This is a genomic window from Deltaproteobacteria bacterium HGW-Deltaproteobacteria-6 (assembly GCA_002840435.1).
GTDB lineage: Bacteria > Desulfobacterota > Syntrophia > Syntrophales > Smithellaceae > UBA8904.
The window spans coordinates 729,062-750,747 of record PHAT01000001.1; the positions used below are offsets into that span (position 1 = coordinate 729,062).

The 21,686-nt window shown below is 48.5% G+C and carries 21 protein-coding genes; 7 read left to right on the forward strand and 14 right to left on the reverse strand.

The window, feature by feature from the left end:
- The first annotated feature begins 39 nt into the window (after positions 1-39).
- From CVU71_03365 to livF, 4 genes are read left to right on the forward strand one after another with little or no spacing between them, the layout of a single operon-like run.
- A complete protein-coding gene (locus CVU71_03365) occupies positions 40-942 on the forward strand; it encodes a branched-chain amino acid ABC transporter permease LivH (GenBank protein PKN20831.1) in 903 nt (300 codons plus the stop codon).
- A gap of 13 nt (positions 943-955) precedes the next feature.
- Positions 956-2,167, forward strand: coding sequence for a branched-chain amino acid ABC transporter permease (locus tag CVU71_03370; protein ID PKN20832.1), 1,212 nt, complete (start codon positions 956-958; stop codon positions 2,165-2,167).
- A gap of 13 nt (positions 2,168-2,180) precedes the next feature.
- On the forward strand, positions 2,181-2,978 hold the full coding sequence (locus tag CVU71_03375) for an ABC transporter ATP-binding protein (GenBank protein PKN20833.1): 798 nt from the start codon (positions 2,181-2,183) through the stop codon (positions 2,976-2,978).
- A complete protein-coding gene (gene livF / locus CVU71_03380) occupies positions 2,962-3,669 on the forward strand; it encodes a branched-chain amino acid ABC transporter ATP-binding protein (GenBank protein ID PKN20834.1) in 708 nt (235 codons plus the stop codon). Before CVU71_03375 ends, livF begins: the two co-directional genes overlap by 17 nt.
- A 106-nt stretch (positions 3,670-3,775) precedes the next feature.
- Here the strand turns inward: livF and CVU71_03385 are convergent, their stop codons facing one another.
- The 4 genes from CVU71_03385 to CVU71_03400 all read right to left on the reverse strand — a co-directional run bounded on the left by CVU71_03385 (position 3,776) and on the right by CVU71_03400 (position 9,631).
- Entirely contained in the window at positions 3,776-4,951 is a 1,176-nt protein-coding gene (locus CVU71_03385; protein PKN20835.1) for a methionine adenosyltransferase, read from the reverse strand.
- A 218-nt stretch (positions 4,952-5,169) separates the two neighbouring features.
- On the reverse strand, positions 5,170-6,753 hold the full coding sequence (locus CVU71_03390; GenBank protein ID PKN20836.1) for a metal-dependent phosphohydrolase: 1,584 nt from the start codon (positions 6,751-6,753) through the stop codon (positions 5,170-5,172).
- Between the two features lie 23 nt (positions 6,754-6,776).
- Positions 6,777-7,466, reverse strand: coding sequence for an anaerobic ribonucleoside-triphosphate reductase activating protein (locus tag CVU71_03395; GenBank protein PKN21052.1), 690 nt, complete (start codon positions 7,464-7,466; stop codon positions 6,777-6,779).
- 77 nt (positions 7,467-7,543) lie between these two features.
- The gene (locus CVU71_03400; GenBank protein ID PKN20837.1) at positions 7,544-9,631 is read right to left on the reverse strand and encodes a ribonucleoside triphosphate reductase; all 2,088 of its coding nucleotides are present in this window, start codon (positions 9,629-9,631) and stop codon (positions 7,544-7,546) included.
- Positions 9,632-9,899: 268 nt separating this feature from the next.
- On the opposite strand from CVU71_03400, the gene CVU71_03405 reads away from it, so the two are divergent.
- The gene (locus CVU71_03405; protein PKN20838.1) at positions 9,900-10,547 is read left to right on the forward strand and encodes a hypothetical protein; all 648 of its coding nucleotides are present in this window, start codon (positions 9,900-9,902) and stop codon (positions 10,545-10,547) included.
- 113 nt (positions 10,548-10,660) lie between these two features.
- Here the strand turns inward: CVU71_03405 and CVU71_03410 are convergent, their stop codons facing one another.
- From CVU71_03410 to CVU71_03440, 7 genes are all read right to left on the reverse strand, one after another.
- Entirely contained in the window at positions 10,661-12,232 is a 1,572-nt protein-coding gene (locus tag CVU71_03410; protein ID PKN20839.1) for a hypothetical protein, read from the reverse strand.
- Between the two features lie 2 nt (positions 12,233-12,234).
- Positions 12,235-12,957, reverse strand: a complete 723-nt coding sequence (locus CVU71_03415; protein ID PKN20840.1) for an acetyltransferase — start codon at positions 12,955-12,957, stop codon at positions 12,235-12,237.
- 94 nt (positions 12,958-13,051) lie between these two features.
- Positions 13,052-14,077, reverse strand: a complete 1,026-nt coding sequence (locus tag CVU71_03420; GenBank protein ID PKN20841.1) for a phenyltransferase domain-containing protein — start codon at positions 14,075-14,077, stop codon at positions 13,052-13,054.
- A gap of 4 nt (positions 14,078-14,081) precedes the next feature.
- The gene (locus CVU71_03425; protein PKN20842.1) at positions 14,082-14,783 is read right to left on the reverse strand and encodes an SAM-dependent methyltransferase; all 702 of its coding nucleotides are present in this window, start codon (positions 14,781-14,783) and stop codon (positions 14,082-14,084) included.
- Positions 14,761-16,011: a glycosyltransferase family 1 protein gene (locus CVU71_03430; GenBank protein ID PKN21053.1), complete on the reverse strand. Its 1,251-nt coding sequence runs from the start codon at positions 16,009-16,011 to the stop codon at positions 14,761-14,763. The genes CVU71_03425 and CVU71_03430 overlap by 23 nt, the downstream gene beginning before the upstream one ends.
- Before the next feature lie 8 nt (positions 16,012-16,019).
- Entirely contained in the window at positions 16,020-16,670 is a 651-nt protein-coding gene (locus CVU71_03435; GenBank protein PKN20843.1) for a PHP domain-containing protein, read from the reverse strand.
- 152 nt (positions 16,671-16,822) lie between these two features.
- Entirely contained in the window at positions 16,823-17,734 is a 912-nt protein-coding gene (locus CVU71_03440; protein ID PKN20844.1) for a D-alanyl-D-alanine endopeptidase, read from the reverse strand.
- 275 nt (positions 17,735-18,009) lie between these two features.
- Between CVU71_03440 and CVU71_03445 the strand changes: the two genes are divergently transcribed.
- Together CVU71_03445 and CVU71_03450 are read left to right on the forward strand one after the other, a co-directional pair.
- Positions 18,010-18,867, forward strand: a complete 858-nt coding sequence (locus tag CVU71_03445) for a 3-hydroxybutyryl-CoA dehydrogenase (GenBank protein ID PKN20845.1) — start codon at positions 18,010-18,012, stop codon at positions 18,865-18,867.
- A 55-nt stretch (positions 18,868-18,922) separates the two neighbouring features.
- Entirely contained in the window at positions 18,923-20,065 is a 1,143-nt protein-coding gene (locus tag CVU71_03450; GenBank protein PKN20846.1) for an acyl-CoA dehydrogenase, read from the forward strand.
- A 526-nt stretch (positions 20,066-20,591) separates the two neighbouring features.
- Here the strand turns inward: CVU71_03450 and CVU71_03455 are convergent.
- The 3 genes from CVU71_03455 to CVU71_03465 all read right to left on the reverse strand — a co-directional run bounded on the left by CVU71_03455 (position 20,592) and on the right by CVU71_03465 (position 21,586).
- The gene (locus tag CVU71_03455; protein ID PKN20847.1) at positions 20,592-20,771 is read right to left on the reverse strand and encodes a hypothetical protein; all 180 of its coding nucleotides are present in this window, start codon (positions 20,769-20,771) and stop codon (positions 20,592-20,594) included.
- A gap of 69 nt (positions 20,772-20,840) precedes the next feature.
- A complete protein-coding gene (locus CVU71_03460; protein ID PKN20848.1) occupies positions 20,841-21,383 on the reverse strand; it encodes a hypothetical protein in 543 nt (180 codons plus the stop codon).
- Positions 21,384-21,406: 23 nt separating this feature from the next.
- Positions 21,407-21,586: a hypothetical protein gene (locus CVU71_03465; protein ID PKN20849.1), complete on the reverse strand. Its 180-nt coding sequence runs from the start codon at positions 21,584-21,586 to the stop codon at positions 21,407-21,409.
- Positions 21,587-21,686 lie beyond the last annotated feature (100 nt).

Sequence of the window (21,686 nt, forward strand, 5' to 3'; positions counted from 1 at the left end):
CGATACAAAACGTCAGGAGTCAGGTGTAGGCAAAGGGGAATGAATTATTTCTGGGATTTATTTTTGGGGGGACTCACGCGCGGCAGTATATATGCCCTGATTGCCCTGGGCTACACCATGGTTTACGGCATTCTGCAACTCATCAATTTCGCCCACGGTGAGATCTACATGATTGGCGCGTTTACCGCGCTGATAGCGGCTTCCATCCTGACCATGCAGGGGCTCACCGGTCTGCCCGTATTCATTCTTGCCACAATTGTCGCCGTCCTTTATTCTTCCGCCTACGGTTTTACCGTTGAAAAAATAGCTTACAAACCCTTGCGTCAGGCCTCGCGGCTCTCACCGCTCATCAGTGCGATCGGCATGTCCATCTTTTTGCAGAATTATGTCATGCTGGCTCAGACTTCCGATTTCCTTCCCTTCCCCAACCTGTTGCCTCAATCTGAATTTCTCGACAACATCAGCCACTTGATCGGCCCATCGGACTTCATTATTATCCTGACCTCCGCAGCCGTGATGATCTCGCTCACCCTGCTTCTGAAATTCACCAAGATGGGCAAGGCCATGCGGGCAACGGCTCAGGACCAGGAAATGGCCCTGCTCACCGGCGTAAACGTCAATCGCGTGATATCGCGGACATTCATCATCGGTTCGGCGCTCGCGGCCATCGGTGGTATTTTGATCGCCTCCCATGTCGGCCGCATTAACTTCTATATCGGTTTTAACGCGGGCATCAAGGCTTTTACCGCCGCCGTTCTTGGCGGCATCGGCAGCATCCCCGGCGCCATGCTGGGAGGACTGGTGCTGGGGCTGGCGGAAAGCTTCGGCACCGGCTATATATCCAGCGACTATGAATCCGTATTCGCATTTGTTCTCTTGATTCTGATTTTAATTTTTAAACCCGATGGCATTCTGGGACGTTCCTCCCAGCAAAAAGTCTAGGGAGGACCTCCAGATGAAATACGCCTCCGAACTAAAAAGATCGGCCACCATCGCCCTGTGGCTTATTCTGCTGACATTTCCCCTCACGGTGGTCAAAGTCAACACTATTGAAAACCTTGTGATCTGGCGCTGGATCAACATTGTTGGCATCGGCCTCGGCAGTTTTGTGCTTTCTTTTATCTGGCAGATCTATCTGAGCAAAAAAACGTCAGCCCTGCAAATCGTACCGGAAAGGCTATCCCCGCTGAATCGCCTGATTGAAAATCCGAAAATTTACCGTCCCGCGGTCATCATCATCGCCGCTTTTACTCTGATCTTCCCATTTGTCTTTTCCCATTACCAGGTCAACGTCATGACCACCGCACTTATTTATGTCATGCTGGGACTGGGATTGAATATTGAAGTCGGTCTGGCAGGTCTCCTGGATCTGGGCTACGTCGCCTTTTACGCTGTTGGCGCATACAGCTATGCCTTGCTCAATTATCACTTCGGTCTGGGCTTCTGGACACTGCTTCCGGTTGGCGCCCTGATTGCGGCCTTTTTCGGCATTCTGGTGGGGCTGCCGGTGTTGAGGCTGCGCGGTGATTATCTGGCTATTGTCACACTGGCTTTCGCTGAAATCATCCGGCTGGTGCTGGAAAACTGGAACGATTTTTCTTTTGGTCCCAGCGGCATTTCCAACATTCCCCGGCCCGGATTGTTCGGCATGTCCCTGACTCCCGAACAATCCGCGATTTATATGTATTTTATTTTAATTGCCCTGTGCGGGCTGACCATTTTCGTGATCTACCGCCTGCAGAATTCCCGCATTGGCCGCGCCTGGGTGGCCCTGCGTGAAGATGAACTGGCCTGTCAGTCTATGGGCGTCGACAAGACAAAAGCCAAACTTGCGGCTTTCGCACTGGGCGCAACATGGGCGGGAATGGCGGGCGTACTCTTTGCCGCAAAAACAACTTTCATCAATCCGGCAAGTTTCACGTTTCTGGAATCGGCCATGATTTTATCGATTGTGGTGCTGGGTGGCATGGGGTCGATTCTCGGGGTGATTATCGCGGCGCTGGCTATCATCCTGCTTCCTGAATACCTGCGGGTCTTCAGCGATTACCGGATGATCCTGTTCGGCGCGGCCCTGATTCTTATGATGGTTTTTCGCCCCGGCGGACTTCTGGCCGACCGTCGTAAACAATATGAATTTCATCAGCCGAATGGTAATGACACGACTTAAGAAAGAGTGAAGCATGGAAAACATTCTGGAAGTAAAAAATATGACCATGGATTTCGGCGGCCTGCGTGCTCTGGACAATGTCAACCTCCACATTCAAAAAGGAGAAATCGCAGCGCTCATCGGCCCCAACGGCGCGGGCAAAACCACATTATTCAATTGCCTGACAGGCATCTATAAGCCAACAGCGGGCGAGATTATCCTGCACCCCCCTGACGGCAAACCGAAACGGCTCGATGGCTTGAAAATCAACACGATCACCAAACTGGGTATGGCACGCACCTTCCAGAATATCCGGCTTTTCGGCGGCATGACCGTTCTGGAAAATATCATGATCGGACGTCACACCCGGTCGCACACGGGCATTATCGGCGCGATTTTCCGTCCGCGCAGCGCGCGTTATGAAGAAAAAGCCATCGTTGATAAAAGTTATTCCATTCTTGAATACATGGGTCTCACCGCCAGCGTGAACGAACTGGCTAAAAATCTGCCCTACGGCGCTCAGCGCCGTCTGGAAATCGCCCGCGCCCTGGCCACTGATCCCCAAGTCCTTTTGCTGGATGAACCGGCCGCAGGCATGAATCCTCAGGAAACCAGTGAGCTGGATACCCTGATTGCACGATTGCAAAAAGACTTTCAACTATCCATCCTGCTTATTGAACACGATATGAAACTGGTGATGAATCTGGCGCAGAATATTTTCGTACTCGACTACGGCGAAGAAATCGCAAGGGGCGCGCCTCAGGAAATCCGCAGCAACCCTGCTGTAATCAAAGCCTATCTGGGAGATGATACTGATGCTGACGTTAATTGATGTGGAAACCAGCTATGGCAGCATCCGCGCGCTCAAAGGCATTTCTCTATCCGTGGCGGAAGGCGAGATTGTCGCGCTCATTGGCTCCAATGGCGCGGGCAAATCAACTACACTCATGTCCATCTCGGGCATCACGAAGGTTCGCGCCGGTCAAATTCTATTGAACGGAGAATCCATCGAAAAAAACGACCCTGATAAGATCGTCGCCTCAGGGATTTCACAGGTTCCAGAAGGCAGGCGTATCTTCCCCAGGTTAAGCGTCATGGAAAACCTGGAAATGGGCGCTTTTTTACGCGATGATCACACGGAAATCAAAAACGACCTCCTGTATATTTACGAACTGTTCCCCATTCTTTACAAACGTCGGCATCAGCAGGGCGGTACATTAAGCGGCGGAGAACAGCAGATGCTGGCCATCTCCCGCGCGCTCATGGCCAGGCCGAAGCTGTTGCTTCTGGATGAACCGTCTTTGGGATTGTCGCCTTTGATGACCAAATTGATCTATTCAATTCTTCGCAAGATCAATACCGAACACCGCACCACTATTTTTCTGGTAGAACAAAACGCCTTCATGGCGCTCAAGCTTTCCCACCGTGCTTACGTTCTGGAAAACGGCGCCATAACCATGGAAGGCAAAGCCGCAGATCTGCTGCATGATGAGAATGTGAAAAAAGCGTATCTGGGAATTTAAACCGGATCTGAATTCAGGGAATTTCTTGCAGGAAATACGTTCAAGGAAGCCTGTTAATAAAGGCCGAAGTGTTTTGCACTTCGGCCTTTATCTGTTAATCATTGCGCTATTTTACCGCTTTTTGCAGCGTCTTCGTCATATCTGTTTTTTCCCAGCGGTAGTCATCCATAAAGAATGTCCGAGGAATTTTGCGGTAAATTTTACCGTTGAGCAGGTCGAATTTTTCGATCATGCCTTCCGGCGTCAAATCAAAATGATCTTCAATCATTTTTTCCAGTCTGTCGTCTGAGACCTTGCCTGTACCAAACGTATTGACATAAATAGAAAACGGGCAGGCAATACCGATGGCATAAGCCAGCTGAACTGCGCATTTAGAAGCAAGCCCCGCCGCCACAATATTTTTGGCGACATAACGGGCGCCAAAAGCCGCCGAACAATCCACTTTTTCAGGTGTCTTATTGACCACCGCTCCGCCGCCCAGCTGAGCGCCGGGGTATCCGCCGTAAAACTGCACGACCAGCTTGCGTCCGGTCACCCCGGAATCAGCCGCACTGCAGGAATTAATGGCATTCCATTCACCGGTGGGGTTGAACAAAAATTCCGTTTTTTTATCCACGCAATCCTTCAAAGCCTCAAAAGCGATTTTCCTGGCCCGGTCGCGCACCTTCAGACGATCGCCTTTGACAAAACGATAATCAATCGAGTTGGACATCAGCACTTTGGCTACGCGCAGGGGTTTGCCGGTTTTTGTGTCGTAATCAACCGATACCTGACCTTTTCCGTCCGGAGCGAAAATCGGGTCCTGGCAATATTCAAAGGCCCGCATCATTTTGTTGACCAGAACATAAGGCAGAGGAAGGAGTTCCGGCGTTTCGTCGCAGGCAAAACCATACATGATGCCCTGATCCCCGGCGCCGATTTCCTGATCCTTGTTCAGAAGACAGCTTGTTCCCTGATTGATGTCGTCCGACTGGGGAATAATCGCATTGAGCACACCCATTAAATGTCCGTTCAATCCGACTGCGGCATGATTATAACCTAGTTCAATTACGGAATCCCTAGCTATTTTATCAATATCAACATAAACTCTGGTTCTGACTTCACCCCCGACCAGACATATTCCCTTGCCCAGAAAAACCTCAATGCCGCAATGCGGCATATTCGCCAGCGTAAGCTTTTGTTTTTTTTCTTCATCAAGGATAGCCGCAATTACATTGGCCGCAATAATATCCGCAACCAGATCAGGATGCCCCACTTTGACACTTTCCGATGAAATTTGCATAATATTTCTCCTTACAGTTTTTTGTGCGGGCTTTCAGTGACTAAAACTAAAAAAACCCGCGCCAAAGCACGGGTTCAATTGATTCATTGATTTTCAGTGCTTTAGCACATTTATAGAGCGGAGCAATTTACTTTAAATCACCGCTTTCTTGCTTCATACCATATAAATGCATAAAATCAAGCAAAAAATTATCATCAGAAAGCAGGTTATCCTTCGGGTCATTCCACGTCAATCTGATGGGGCGCTAATTCACGCCTGGCATAATCCATATAAATTTTTTCTTTGATAAACAATTCATACACATCCGAGTCAATGTGCTGATCTTTAACCATAAAGTTTAGTATTTGTAAGACCTCCCCCAATGTCTTGCCTTTTTTGTAAGGCCGGTCTTTGGCGGTAAGCGCCTCAAAAACGTCCGCGAGGGCAATGATGCGCGACTGCAGAGAAAGCTGATCTCCTTTTAACCCCATCGGATAACCACTGCCGTCAAGTTTTTCATGATGCGCAGCCGCATATTCGGCAATTTTCTGCAACTTTTTGGGAAACGGCAGCTTGGCCAGCATCTTGTAAGTGAGAGCTGCATGATTTTCGATAATTTTTCGCTCCGCATCATTGAGGGTGCCTCGGCGGATACTTAAATTATAAATCTCATCCTCCGTGAGCAGCGGCAAGGTCTGGGTGCTCGTGCTCCATTTCCTTCCCGCGATCCTTCTGATTCGTTCAATCATTTCATCCTGAGTAAATTCACTGCCGCTATTGACCTGCACCAGGAACTGATATTCTTCATCCAGTGTCTTCAGTTCTCGGCCGGCCTCTTCTATTGAAAGATCTCCCGCATTCTTTAGGGCGTTGTTTATCGACATCTGATATTCACGTTTGAGCATTTCAAATCGTGTTTTGACGTCTTCAATCCGGTCATATATTTTTTCGAGTTTTGTTGCTTTATCGACGACATGATCGGGTGTGGTAATTTTCCCGATATCATGCAGCCATGCGGCCATTCGCAATTCCTGCATTTCATCACCGGAAAAGCTGATCCCCGCAAAATGCCCCTCATGAGTTTCATTGATTTTTTCCGCAATATTCAGGGTCAGCCCGGCCACACGCCGGACGTGCCCGCCGGTATAAGGTGATTTTTCATCAATGGCAATGGCAATGGATTGAATAAAAGCATCCAGTAAATTCTTCAGTTCGGCAATGAGCAGGTTGTTGGTTAGGGCGACCGCCGCTTGGGATGCCAGAGACCTGGCCAGCTCCTGCCCATTTCCCGAAAAAGGAATAACCCGCCCCGTATCCGGGTCTTTAGCGTTAATAAGTTGTACAACACCGATAATGTCATTTTCATGATTGCACATCGGAACAACCAGCATCGACTGCGTGCGATATCCTGCTTTCTGATCGAACGCCCGAGGACCCTCAAAATTGAAAACCGACGAATCGTAAACATCTTCTACGTGGACCACTTCTGCGGTAAGTGCCACGTGCGCGGAAATATTGGAGTGATTGGGCAAGCCATTGGCATCGGCGAGTTTTATGGGCGGCCAGGTTATTTTTCCGCCTGTACCCCCCATGTTCAGCCCCATGGATTCATTTTGAACAAAAGCAAACTGAAGCTCTTTTTCGTTGTCTGACATCAGATAAAGCGTACCGCCATCCGCGGAAGTTATGGTGCGCGCTTCAATTAATATTTTTTCCAGCAGACGGTCGATATCCTTTTCAGCAGACAGCGCCACACCGATTTGAGTTAATCTTCTCAGATGATCCGCGTCAATGGAATTGGCGCTATTCGTTTTTTCCTGCATGTCGTCTTCCTTCGCTTCTCATATCAACGAATAATAATCAGCGGGACGTATTTTTCCATCTGCTTTTTTATCTTTAATAACTCATCGTCCGGGCAGATCTTTTCACTGAGAAATGTCTTATTCAGTGTTCTTGCCGGTTGAAATTTTTGCATAACATAGCGCTTTGCGCCGGCTATCTCCCGTACAATCGCCGCAATATCTTTTTGAGTCAGCAGCGACGTCACCAGCGTCGTGCGGAATTCATGCGGCATATTCGCCTTTAAAACAATCCGGATGCTTTCTCTAATAGCGTCGATATCCACCGGTACTTTAACAACGTTCTGGTATTTTTCGGCCGGCGCTTTGACATCCATCGCAATATAATCAAGGAGTTTTTCACGGATCAGGCGCTCAAGAACATCCGGGCGGGACCCGTTGGAATCAAGCTTTACGGCAAAGCCCAGTTTTCGAATTTTTTGGATGAAAGAAAATAAACCTTCGTGAAGCGTCGGTTCGCCTCCGGTAATAGTCACTGCATCGAGCTTTCCCCGGCGCGTTGTCAGAAATTCCAGAATATCTTTTTCCGGAAGACAGGGCCGATATAATTTCTGTTCCACCAGTTCCGGATTATGACAATAGGGACAGCGGAAATTACAGCCCTGTGTAAATATAACGGCGCCGATTTTCCCCGGATAATCGATCAGAGACACTTTTTGCAAGCCGCCTATTTTCATATATTCTTTTTGGCCTTTTGGGTCGCTCTGCAACATGGAAGCCCCGCCACGCTGTTGTGGCAAATATCATCCTCCATTTACTGAAGCCGGTAAACCTGCCGTGAATCAAATTCTTCCTGTTTACCTTTGTTCCACTGCTTGACAGGCCGCAAATAACCGACCACCCTCGAATAAACTTCACAGGACTCCGCGCACGTCGGACAATTTTTCACTTCGCCTTTGATATAACCGTGAGAAGGACAAACACTGAAAGTGGGCGTAAAAGTCAGATAAGGCAAACGGTAACTGGAGCAGATCTTGCGTACCAGCGATTTGACAGCCAGGGGGTCATCAATGCGTTCGCCCGCAAATGTGTGGAAAACCGTGCCGCCGGTGTAACGCGCTTGAATTTCATCCTGCAAATCCAGCGCCTCAAAAATATCATCGGTATAGTTGACCGGCAACTGACTGGAGTTGGTATAATACGGCTCAGCGGTTTTAGACTTGCCGTCACTGGCGGAAATGATATCCGGATACTTAGCCTTGTCAATACGCGCCAGACGATAGGAAGTCCCTTCCGCCGGTGTGGATTCCAGATTGTAGTTATTGCCGGTTTCTTTCTGATAGGCAATCAACCGGGTTCTCATAAAATCCAGCACCGATTTAGTGAAAGCCTGGCCTTCCGCCGATGCGATATTTGTTCCGAGCAGATTCAGACAGGCTTCATTCATACCGACCAGTCCGATGGTCGAAAAATGATTTTTCCAGTATTCATTAAATCTTTCCTTAACATTGCGCAGATAATATTTCGTATAAGGATAGAGATTGGCATCGGTAAATTTCTCCAGTACCTTGCGCTTGGTTTCCAGACTTTCTTTGGCAACATCCATCAGCCTGGCCAGTTGCTCCAGAAAATCTTTTCTGGATTTGGCCCGATAGCCTATCCGCGGCATGTTGATCGTAATAACACCGATGGAACCGGTCAGCGGATGAGAGCCGAAAAGTCCGCCGCCTCTCATCTCCAACTCCCGATTGTCGATGCGCAGACGGCAGCACATACTGCGGGCATCTTCGGGGTTCATGTCGGAATTGATGAAATTGGAAAAATACGGCACCCCATATTTTGCGGTCATTTCCCAAAGGTCGGCCATATTGGGATTGTCCCAGTCAAAATCCTTGGTAACGCTGTAAGTGGGAATGGGAAACGTAAACACCCTGCCCCGGGCATCGCCTTCAGCCATCACCTGCAAAAATGCCTTGTTGAATAAATCAAGTTCTTCCTGAAAATCTCCGTAGGTTTCTTTCTGTGGTTTGCCGCCGATGATGACATGCTGATCCTTGTAGTATTTCGGAACCGTCAAATCCAGCGTAACATTGGTAAACGGCGTCTGGAAACCGACGCGCGTGGGCACATTAATGTTAAAGATGAATTCCTGAAGCGCCTGCTTGATTTCCTTGATGGTCAAACCGTCGTAACGGATAAAGGGGGCAAGCAGTGTATCGAAGTTGGAAAACGCCTGAGCGCCCGCCGCTTCGCCCTGGAGCGTGTAAAAGAAATTCACAACCTGGCCGAGGGCGCTCCGGAGATGCTTGGCGGGCTTGCTTTCCACCTTGCCGGATACGCCGCGAAACCCCTGCATGAGAAGATCAAATAAGTCCCACCCCACGCAATAGACAGACAACAGACTTAAATCGTGAATATGAAAATCGCCTTCCGTGTGCGCCTTGCGGATTTCCGGCGTATAAATTTCGTTGAGCCAGTAGACCTTGCTGACTTCGGAAGAAATGTAATTGTTCAAACCCTGCAGGGAATAATCCATATTGCTATTCTCGTTAATCTTCCAGTCGGCCTTGCTTAAGTACTGATCGACCAGATCGACCTCCATGCGATTGGCGATATCTCTGAGGCGCGAATGCTGATCGCGATAAATGATGTAGGCTTTGGCGGTCATGCGATAGGGGGACTGCAGGAGAACTTCTTCGACGATGTCCTGTATTTCTTCAACCGATAAAATTTTGCCGTTGAAGAGTTGCTCCGCAAGATTGAGCACCTTCAGGGTCAGTTTGCGCGCCTCCTTCATTTCAAATTCACCCGTGGCAGCGCAGGCTTTGGCGATGGCGCTGGTGATCTTGTCCGCGTTGAACTTGACTAAACGGCCGTCTCTCTTCTTAATCTTTGTGTTCATGGACCCCCCCCCCGACATGATTAAAAGAAAATAATTACCCCGTAACAGGCTATATATTGTGGTTCGATGCGGATCATAACACTACATATAGGCCATATCAAGAAAAAACATGCAGCAACAAATAATAACCGACAGTCATTTTAATGATCTGTTAAAAAGTCCGCTGGATTGTCATTGCAGCTGATGCGGGCATAATTAATTGTTTCATAATTGACTTTTACGAGACCGGCATCTTTGGGTTGCAATTAATTCCTGCGAGGGTTATGACATGGTAACTAAGAAAGAAGGATGGCTGATTTTGAAGATTGATTCTTTAAAAGTAATGAATGTTAAAGGTTTTTTGGATGAAGCGGAGGCACATCGCCTCTACAACCTGGCTTCAGAGGCATCAAAGTCCGGGCCCTGTCTGGAAATCGGCAGTTATTGCGGTAAATCTGCCATCTATCTGGGCACGGCCTGCAGGGAAAACAGCGCCGTTTTATTTTCCGTTGATCACCACACGGGCTCGGAAGAGCAGCAGCCCGGACAGGAATATTTCGATTCTGACTTACTGGATAAAGAAACAGGGAAAATCGACACATTTCGCTTATTTCGTAAAACGATTGATGATTTTGATCTGGATAATACTGTGATCCCGGTCATTGGCCGCTCGGAAATAGTGGGTCAAGCCTGGCAAACGCCTTTGAGCCTGCTCTTTATCGATGGCAGCCATGCCTATGAATCCGTATTGAACGATTATAAAATCTGGGCAAAACACGTTATGAACGGCGGCTATCTGATTTTTCATGATATTTTCCCGAATCCATCAGATGGTGGTCAGGCGCCCTATCAGGTTTATTCTTTAGCTGTCGATTCTGAATTATATGATGTCCTGCCACTGTTCAAATCATTGGGAGTGTTGAAAAGAAAAGGCTAAACGCCTGAAAGAACGAGAGGCTGAGAAGTGTGATGCACTTAAACCTGTGTGCCTCTGTCACTCTTTATCTTCGCAAATAACGAGTAACTCGCCACGCACAAAGCACTCACACCTCATGCCCAGTGCCAGGTACAGCCTTTATCGTTTTCTCTCGCCGTAATATAACCGCGGGATAAAAAATCTTTGACTGTGTTTTCAATCAGCCGTGGATCGCCGGAAATGTTTCTTTTCATTCTTTCAGACAATATTTTCCCGGCAGCATCACCGCCTCCGTTCAGCTCTGAGGCATTAATGAAACCCAGTTTTTCAACCAGATCTTCCTTGAGAATGGCAAAGGTGATATTCATCCGGTGCTGGCCTTCAACCCGCATATCATCATAAGGCGTGTTTTTGCCGGTTTTATAGTTTTCGAGCACTTTTTGCCATTCGCCGCTCATTTCAGCGTCGTAGAGAGCGACAAAATCACGGATATCCTGAGGAGTCAGCTCCGCCGTTTTCACGATCGCGTCATTCGCATCGTACTTTGACCAGTCTCTGGTTAATATTTCCAGATCATAGTCTTTTACTTTTTCACACAAGGTGGTACCCGGAAAGGGCGCAAGATAATGGTAGCCGTAAAGAATTTCCAGGCTTCGGGCAAACGCATCGGTGCGCTTCAGTGTATCCTTTGTTTCGCCCGGCAGCCCGACCATGAAAGAAGCGTGAGCCAGCATTCCAGACTGCTTGCACATCCTGACCGCGTCTTTTACCTGCTCAAGTTTAATTCCCTTTCTGACCCGTTTGAGCATTTCCGGGCAGCCCGATTCCACGCCGAAGCTGATACTGTCGCAACCGGCGGCAGCCATGGCGTCAAACATTTCCTGATTGACGGTATCCACGCGGGCAAAAGCGCTCCAGGCGAATTTTAAGTTGCGTTCTTTGATGCCGCCGCAGATTTCCTTGACCCGGTTGGTATCGGAGGCAAAAAGATCGTCGGCAATGTTCATGCGATCAAATCCCAAACCTATGATCTGCTCAATTTCATCAAGCACCAGTTGCGGACTGCGGCGTCGCACTTTCGATCCGACCATTTTCCGCCCCAGACAAAAAATGCAGCCATGAGGACAGCCGCGTCCCGTAATCATACTGACCGGAAAACCAAACGCGCGATAACGCGAGATGGGCAGCATATGCCTCGCCGGAAGGGGAATGCGGTCAACATCAATGATGAAATCTCTCCTGCCGTTGCTGACGATTTCGCCGTTCTCACGAAATGCGATACCCTGAATACTTCGCCATTTACTTTTCTGTTTCATGAGCGGAGCGAATTCCCTGATGGTGTCATCAGCCTCGCCGATAAAGATTAAATCGATTTCCGGATAGGCCCTGAGCGTCTCATCTACGGTGAAGGATACATGCGGCCCGCCCATCATGGTGAGGATGTCCGGATTGATGCTTTTCACGTCTCGCAGGATCCGCTGCGCTTCATAAAAATTCATTGTGACTGAACCCGCGCCAACGGCATCCGGCTGAAAGTCGGCCAGCTGCATAGCCAGTTTTTCCCTGGAATAACAGGAAATGATATAGTCGAAAACACGCACGTCACAGCCCGCGGCTTCGAAGGCTGCGGCGACATACGAGATGCCCAGCGGCGGCGAGGGAAATTCTTCCAGAGGATAGGGAGCGGCAATAATGGCAATACGCATATTCAATCTCCTTTGCGCGGGAAAAGCATGGACCGAAACCACCCGAAAAGCGAATTTTTTTCCCGCATAATCCGTTCGACGGCGTCAAAATATTCATTCATTTTTTTAGGATCGGACATCCATTGGGATCGTGATTTGACAGGTCTATCCGTATCCAGATACTTGATGACCGCAGCAGGATTTCCCCCGGCAATGGCGTTGGCCGGAATATCCTTGAGCACAATAGCCCCCGCGCCGATAATGGCATTCTCGCCGATGTGAACGCCCTTGCAAATCATGGCGCTGTCGCCGATCCATACATTGTTGCCAATAGTAATCTCTTTTGTGTTCCCGATAGAGACGCTGCGGTCATAGATATCATGCCAATCGGCATCGGTAATACAGACATTCTGCGCCATCATGCAGTCGTCGCCGATGGAAATGGCGGTGGCCGACTGGATTCTGGTGCCCGGGCAAACCAGGCAATGCCTGCCGATTTCAACTTTCCCCGACTTTCCATCCGCCATCCAGGCCGTAATGCGAATGCGTTTTTCCATCGTGGCAATCAAAGTGGTGTAATCTCCGATCGAGACAGGCCATCCGTTTATTTCCACGCCCCATGGTTTCATGAAAACCAGATTGCGGCCGAAATGTTCGCACTGCGGCGCCAGAAAATGGTTGGCATACCATCTTTCAAATTTCCAGCTCAACTTTTTGATGTAATAGGGTCGATGATCCTTCTGCAAGTCGTTACTCTTTTCACAATATTCTATCGGACAAAGTAATCGTAAAAATTAACCTTCGGGGTAATGCGGTAAGCTTTTCGGAAGATTATGATTATCATTCCTGCCAATAGAGATGATTAAATATTTTCGCAGCCGGCGTTATACCGTTTAAGGCATCCCACGCCAGGAGAACCGCCGCAGACGTCCAGCCGGTTTTTTCTTCCGGCCAGATCACGGTGTCCGGAAACGTAACACCCATCCAGTAAGAACCATCTGGGTAACGTTTGTCGCTAAGCCAGCTGAAAATTGTTTTGGCACGCGTATCATCTTCGATGGCTGCAAGCGTCAGGATAAACTCGGATGTTTCAGCCATGGTAACCCAGGGACGGTCGCTGACGCAACGAACGCCCCAGTCAGGCACCACAAATTTATCCCAGAGATGATCGATCCGTTTTTTCGCCTCGTCACCGCTGATGGCTCCGCACAAAATCGGGTAATACCAGTCCATCGAAAAACGTGACTTGATCATATTAAAAAGATCGGGCCGGTTGCAAATGGTTGCTCCCAGCAGCTCTTTGGCCTTCTGCCAGCTGGGTCTTTTGATCCCCAGCACCTCGGCAATAGCCAACGCACATTTGATACTCATATAAATCGAACTGCATCCGGTTAAAAGCGCCATCTTGTCAATAACGCCTTCGCGGTTTCTTGCCCAATAAATTTCGCCATCCGGCGCCTGCATATTGATTGCATATTGAATGCCGTGCATTACCGACGGCCACATGGTTTTCAGAAAATCAACATTGCCCGTGATCAGATAGTGATGATAAACACCCACGGCAATGTAAGCCGCATAATTTGTCTCTTTGCTGGCATTGATGATTTCTCCGTCTTTTGTTTCCGACCACCAGCTGCCGTCAGCCAACTGCGTTGAAACCAGCCATTGATAAGCGCGTTCGGCCTGGTGAAAATATCCGGCGATGCTCAAGCCCATTGCGCTTTCGATATGATCCCAGGGATCCGTTTTGCCGCCTGCAGACCAGGGAATCTCACCGTTATCTTTTTGCAGGGAGGCGATAAACTCTGCAACTTTTTCTATTTCAATGGGTTTGATCGCTTCGCTTAAAGATATATTCAATTCCATACGCTCAACCTTTTTTCAGATAAAACACAATGCTTTTACCGATCAGCGGATTCAACGCTTCCTCCAGAAACCGCACTCCCCTGGGCTTGCAAAACATATCCCAGACCAGAAACTTATGGTAAAGTTTTACGAAAATATTGTCTTCATTTTTAATACCAACCAGACATTTCAGCCACCAGTAGGGCGCATGCAGTGCATGTTTGTAATTAATCTTCCAGCATTGCATGCCATGACCTGTAAGCATTTTCTGAAGTTTTTTCTTTTTATAAATGCGGATGTGGCCACCCTCATCGCTGGAATAAGCCGTGGAAATCATCCAGCAGATGCGCTCTGAAAAATATCGCGGCACACTGACCACCAGAGTTCCTCTGGACTTTAAGACGCGGACCAGTTCTTTCAAGGCGGCTTCATGCTCCGGAATGTGTTCCAACACTTCCGAACAAATAACACAGTCAAACGACTCGTCGGCAAAAGGCATTTTCGTAATATCGGCACACGCCACGTAAAAATCACCGGAGAGCGCGTCAGGCATATCTTTTAAGGCCTTCACAGCCGCATCTACGTCAGATGGATTCCGGTCGATTCCGACGATCTTCAGCCCCGGCAGCTTCGCCAGTGCGCGCAAATGCCTGCCGCTGCCGCATCCGGCGTCCAGCACGTGAGAACCGGGTTTTAACTTCAATTCATGAAAATCTACGGTGATCATTTATTGCCTCGCGATATACCTCGGCCACTTCCTGGGCTGCTTTTTTCCAACTGAATACCGAACTGACGCGGTCAAGCCCCGCCTGAGCATATTTTTTTCTTTCTTCGGGAGATTTCAATAAATGTGTAATGGCATCAGCCAGCGCTTTGGCGTCGGCAGGCGGAACAATCACACCCGCATCTCCCACCACTTCCGGCAGAGCGCCTCCGGATGTAGAAATCAGCGGTACACCGCAGGCCATCGCCTCGGCGGCGGGAATGCCAAAACCTTCATAAAGAGACGGCACAACTGCGATGGTTGATTTGGCGTAGTAATCGGCAAATTCCTCATTGGCAATGCGTCCGGTAAAGTGGACAATATCACCCACACCCAGTTTGGCCACCAGATTTTCAATGATACCATCTTTTTTGGGCTGACCGATAACAGTCAAATTGATCGGCTGTTTTTTACGAATCTCCGCTACCGCCTCCAGAAGGAAATTCAGACCCTTTAACGGCGTGTCCGCGCTGTTGGTTACAATCAGCGAATTTTCAGGTCTCGGCCCGTTTTGTTTAGGATAAAAATATTCGTTGATGATGCCGTTATGTACAACACGGAATTTATTTTCATCCAGTGAAAACTCTTTGGCGATGTCTTTCTTGGTGAATTCCGACACCGTGATAATATGAGAAAACTTTTGCGCCACCTTCAATTGCATGTTGATAAATGAGTACCAACGGCGAACGCGGAATCTTTGACGGAGCGTTTTAGCCACCTTGTAATCCTCCTGCCTGTCCACCGTGATCGGATGGTGGATGGTGACCAGAGTCGGCATGACCTTTTGCGCAAGTCTTCCGATGCCGTAGGCAAGACACTGATTGTCATGCACAATGTCATAATCATTTTTGTGCCTTTTCAGATAATCGTAAACCCGCTCGCCAAAAGTAAAAGGTTCCGGGAAACTGCCCGTACATACATTTAAGAACTCATAGAGATTAAGCGGGTTGGTCAGGTCGCTGATTTTCTCCGGACGAAAAAGATGATCCGGATGATAGAGATCGAGACTGGGCATTTTTATCAGGCCGACATTTTTATTCAGATGGGGATAAGGCGGACCGGATATGACATCCACCCGATGTCCTTCGTCGGCTAATGCCTCGGCTAAATGCTTGATGTAAACACCCTGCCCACCGCAAGTGGGATTACCACGGTAAGTCAGCAGGCAGATCTTCAACGTCTTTGAACCCAAACGACTCTTCACACACCAATCCTCTGAACCAGCTTTTGAGAATTTTCAAACATTACAGAAATTTCTTCGTCGGATAATCCTGCTCCTTTTGCGATATTCGCTGCCATTTTAAGGCCGACATAATCACTCGGCGCATGAGCGTCGTTGTTGAGCACCAGTTGCGCGTTACATTTTCTGGCCATTTGGGCAACATGGCCATTACTGAAGCTATGGCCTCTGCGGGTGGTAATTTCCAGGAAAACACCTTTTTTTGCAGCAAGACATCCTTCTTCTTCTGTTATCAGGCCCGGATGGGCAAGAATATCGACGGCCGCATTGATGGCGGCCAGATTAGTGCCCGCCGGCACAGGTTCCGTTATGGTTTCCCCGTGGACCACAACAATTTTTGCCCCCAATTTTCTGGCTTCAGCGGCAAGCGAGGCGATATCGGTGGGGTCAACATGCGTGAGTTCTACACCGGGCAGAACCTGAATTCTGCCCTTCTGAGTAATTTTTGTGCACGCCTTGATAACCCTTGGAATAATAAAGTCAATATTGGAATAATCGGCATGATCAGTAATGGCTATCGTCTTGTATCCGGCGGCAAAGGCCCGCTGGACCGATTCTGACGGAATAAGTTGACCGTCGCTGAAAATAGAATGTGTATGTAAATCAATCATTTCAAACATTCATCACTGAAATTTAGAAAACTCTAAAACTGGTAGTCACTTAGCAAATTTAGAACCGGGAGTCAATAAAGATCACGAAATAACTGGAATATAAAAAGAACGAGCGTTCTGTTGTGACTGTGATTGAAATTTGTTGTTGACGATTATCCTTTTCTTGACCTGGTGTCCGGGGCCGGTCCTTCCAGCCATTTTTTTATGCGGTTGGCATCGCCGACCCGGGTCAGTTTGCCTTGAGAATCAAGGAGGATAATAAGCAGGGGGCGCTGGGCTACCTGGGCTTGCATAACCAGACAACGTCCGGCTTCACCGGTAAAACCCGTTTTGGAAAGACCTATTTCCCAGCGAGGATTCTGAATCAATCGATTGGTATTGCGAAACTCCAGTACTCGCCGACCCGAATGGATTGTGGCCTGTTTACAGGTCGTATATTCCCGGATAAGAGGATATTGGTAGGCGGCATCCACCAACCTCACCAGGTCTCTGGCAGATGAGACGTTGCCGCTGGAAAGTCCGGTGGTATCGTCGAAATGCGTTTCGAAAAGTTTCAGTGACCGGGCTTTGGCATTCATGGCATTAATACAGGCAGCAAGACCGCCCGGGTAAGTACGCCCCACTGCATGAGCAGAACGATTATCGGACGCCATCAGAGCAATCAGCAGAGCCTCTTTGCGTGTAAGCTCTGTCCCGACCGGCAGGCGGGAGTGGCTATGACGAAGGAAATCCACGTCGCTGGTTTCAATCGTGAGCGATTCCTGAAGCTTCTCGTCCGCATCCAGCACAACCATGGCCGTCATCAGTTTGGTGATGGAAGCGATGGGTACCACCGCTGTTGCCTGCTTTTGAACCAGGAGTTCACCGGTTTTCTGGTCCTCTACCAGGGCAGCGGCAGAGCGTAAAACAAGTCCCCGGGGCATCCGGACGGCGTGAGCGGTTAAAGAGCTCCGATAAGAGACTGCCGTTACCGGCGATTTTGAAAATCCCGTAGTGACCGGAACTGCCAGCATGATCCCGCACAGAATAATCACAAAAGTTACTACGCCATGTTTATTGGCCATGTTCTCTCCAAAAGAGTCGGTGAAATATATAATCCTATTTTCATCGATGCTGTCAAGACAACTTTTTGTGTAATTGATTTACCAGGTAAAGCAATAATTGCCATAAAGCTAATTATCATAAACATCAAAATCCAAGCAGGTGACAATCGCTCCTTATCCGCCGGTTTTCCCTTGACTTCGGCAGGCCGATGCTGCTATTTTTCTCAACCAGTCTGGCCGGAATAGTTTATTGTATCAGTCATTTTTTCATTCAACATCGACAAGGAGAGTTCGTTATGGAAATTAAAAAGGTATGTGTTTTAGGAGCCGGTTTAATGGGTAACGGCATTGCGCAAATTTGCGCTCATGCAGGTTACGAAGTTGCGTTGCGCGATATCGAACAGAAATTTGTGGATGGCGGAATGAACACGATCAAAAAAAATCTTGGCCGTGACGTTGAAAAAGGAAAGATGACGCAGGCGCATATGGACACTATTCTTGGTCGAATCAAGCCAACACTGAGTTTAAAGGACGCCGCTGCCGGAGCGGACATCGTCGTTGAAGTAGTGATCGAAGTGATGGACATCAAGAAAAAAGTTTATGCCGAACTTGAAGACATAGTCCCCAAGCATTGTTTGTTTTTTACGAATACATCGGGACTGAGCATCACGGAGATGGCCGCCGTGACAGGCAGACCGGACCGCTTTATTGGCACGCATTTTTTCAATCCCGTTCCGGTGATGCGCCTCCTGGAAATCATCCGTGGCCATCAGACATCAGATGAAACGCTGGCGACCGCCATCGAATGGGGTAAAAGGATCGGCAAAGACGTTATCACAGTGAAAGAAGCGCCGGCTTTTGTCGTCAACAGAATTCTCTGCACAATGCTCAATGAGGCTTTTTTTGTTCTGGATGAGGGACTGGCCTCGGCTGAGGATATTGACAAGGGCATGGTCCTGGGATGCAATCATCCGATCGGACCGCTGGCGCTGGCCGACCTTGTCGGCAATGAAACCCTGCTGCGCGTCATCGAAGGATTGCATCGGGAACTGGGCGATAAATACCGGCCCGCGCCTATTTTAAGAAAACTGGTTCGCGCCGGAAATTTCGGACGCAAAGCAGGTAAAGGAGTTTATGATTACAGCAAACAATAATTATTTTTCAAAGACGCCACGGCAGTCTGAATACTGATAAGAAGGAGAAATAGATATGGATTTCGAACTTACCGAAGAAATGAAGATGTTGAAGGAAATGGCCTATAAATTTGCTGTGGCGCAGGTAAAACCGGTATCACAGGAATGTGATGAACACGAAAAATACCTGCCGGAAATCAGAATCAAGGCGGCCCAGAATGGTTTGGTCGGCGCGTGGATTCCGGAAGAATATGGCGGACCGGGCGCCGGAATCCTGGGCCATGCGATCATCACGGAAGAAATATCAAAGATCGATATGGGCATCGGCCTGAATATTGTTGCCTCGGGCTTCGGTTGCGAATCTATTCTCAACTACGGGACAGAAAAGCAGAAAAAAACGTATCTGCCACCGATCTGCGAAGGTGTGAAAGTCAGCGCCGGCGCTTATACAGAACCTAACGCCGGGACGGATGTTTCCGGCTATAAAACCCGGGCGGTAAAAGACGGCAATGACTACATCATCAACGGCAACAAAATGTTCATTACCAACGGCATGGTTTGCGACTTTATGGTGGCTCAGTGCATTACCAACCCGGAAGAAAAAAAACATAACAGCTTCAGCCTCATTATCATTCCGGCGGATGCCAAAGGCGTGACGCGCAATAAACTTCACGGGAAAATGGGCATCCGCGCCAGCGATACGGCGGAAATCGCCCTGGAAGACGTACGGGTTCCCCAATCCAATCTGGTGGGAAAAGAAGGGCATGGCTTTCGCCAGCTCATGCACTTTTTCGATGTCACCCGCGTCATGGTTTCCGGTCAGGCTCTGGGACTTTCGGAAGCCTGCCTGGAAACAAGTATTAAATACGTCAAGGAAAGAACAGCCTTTGGCGCTCCACTGGGTTCTTATCAAATGACCCAGATGAAGCTGACTGAAATGGCGATCCGTATTGAAGCGCTGCGCGGTCTTGTTTATAAAGCGGCCTGGCTGATCGATCAGGGGAAACCGGATTATACGCTGGCCGCGATGGCTAAATTTTACGGCGGACAGACCGCCGTCTTTTGCGCCAATTACGCCGTGGAATTGCACGGGGGCTATGGTTACATCGACGAATATCCCGTGCAGAAATGGTATCGGGACGCAAAAATTCTGGAACTTTATGAAGGCACCAAAGAAGCCGAAATCATGACGATCGGCAGGGCTCTGCAGGCACGTTAACAATAAACGGCAGTGAACGGTCCACAGACACCGAACCCAAGAACCGTTCACTGCCAACGGCTCATATCAAGAGTTGACATATTCTCAACGATACTCCATCCTGCCGCTAATATCCAATTTAGCATCAATTCATGTTGGACTTATTGGCAGAGCATCTGCGGTAAAGCGTTTATAATAAAATAGAATTAATGATTTAAAACAGCATGGATGGCGAACTTGGTTATGTCTTTATATTAACAAATAAGCCCTTGGCTTCATCCCCCTGAATCGGTTCTTTCCTGGCATATGTAGTTGTCGTCGTTCCCCCGGAAACGTAAATTCGCCCTCACTCCGGACAGACGTCGCTATGGATCTGGACAAATGATGTAGCCTTCATCCCCTCCCTGTTTGCCTTTTCCGCATTATGCTGCACATGCTGCTGTTCATGGGCAATAACAGCGCCTCCTGCTTCATTGGGAGACAGGTGAGTGGGGCTTTGCATGGATACGGAAGAATCACCAGACTGGTCCTTGTATTTTCTGGCCTTTCAGGTCTTACATTCTTTTGGACCGAGTTCCTGGCTTCTCCTGTTGGATTCAATTTCGGAAATTGCGGGAATAGATACTCCCATTTGCGGTTGAGATGAGGCGGAATTACTGGAAGGCAGGTTACCCTGTCCGACGGAATATTGATAGTAATAATTTTGATTGGATAATGGATTGATCATCAATTAATCCTTCTGATACAATTTTAATAAAGATTAACATCTGTGCCTGCAGCCGGAATCCTTTGCCTCTTAATTAGAGGCTGCATTCCGCGCAGCGTTGGTCGCCTGGGCAACCGCAATAGCCAGGGCGGCATTGGCATTTTGAGCCGCAGCGACAGCCTGGGCGGCTTCGGCTGCTTTGGCGATACTTTCCTTATGATCTGCAGCATCGGCCTTGGCTTCGGCGGCAGCCTGCGTTGCTTTTGCCGCTTTGGCTGCGGCGCTGTCTCTGGTTGCAGCGGCGGCTTTAACGGCAGCCTGCAATGCAGTTTCCTGAACTTGTTGAAAAATAGTTAACGCATCAGGACTTCGCTTGCTGCTGGATTCCAGAACATTGCTGTTAACTTCTGCTTCAACGTTCTTTTGATCCGTTTGCAATGAAGATGCTGCATTATCAGCTTCTACTGCAGCCCTCTGAGCTTGCCGGGAAATAGTCACTGTGTCAGTTATCTTATTACTGCCGGTCCCGGCCGATTGGACAGTGCTACTAACCTTTGTTTCAGAAGTCTTTTTAACAGTTTGCGCATGGAACACTGCATTGGCTTGACCTGCTGTAATTGATGAAATAGCCAATCTGGATCACCCCTTTTCTCATTCTAGGCAAACGTATTGATAAGACCTGGCCCTTTAGGCTTTTCCTGCTGCTTAACAGCGGGTTCTTCTTTTGGTCTTTCGGCCACTTGCTGCGGTTGCTGCTGCGGTTGCTGCTGCTGAACTTTTTGATTCTGTTCGGCTTTCGGATATTGTGTATTACTCTGGATAGCATTGACGTCCATTTTAGATCTCCTTTTGTTGGCATCCGTTAACTGTCAAATAAACTTTTACATAATTGTATCGGCACAGACTTAAAAAAACTTTAATTTAATTAATATGCCG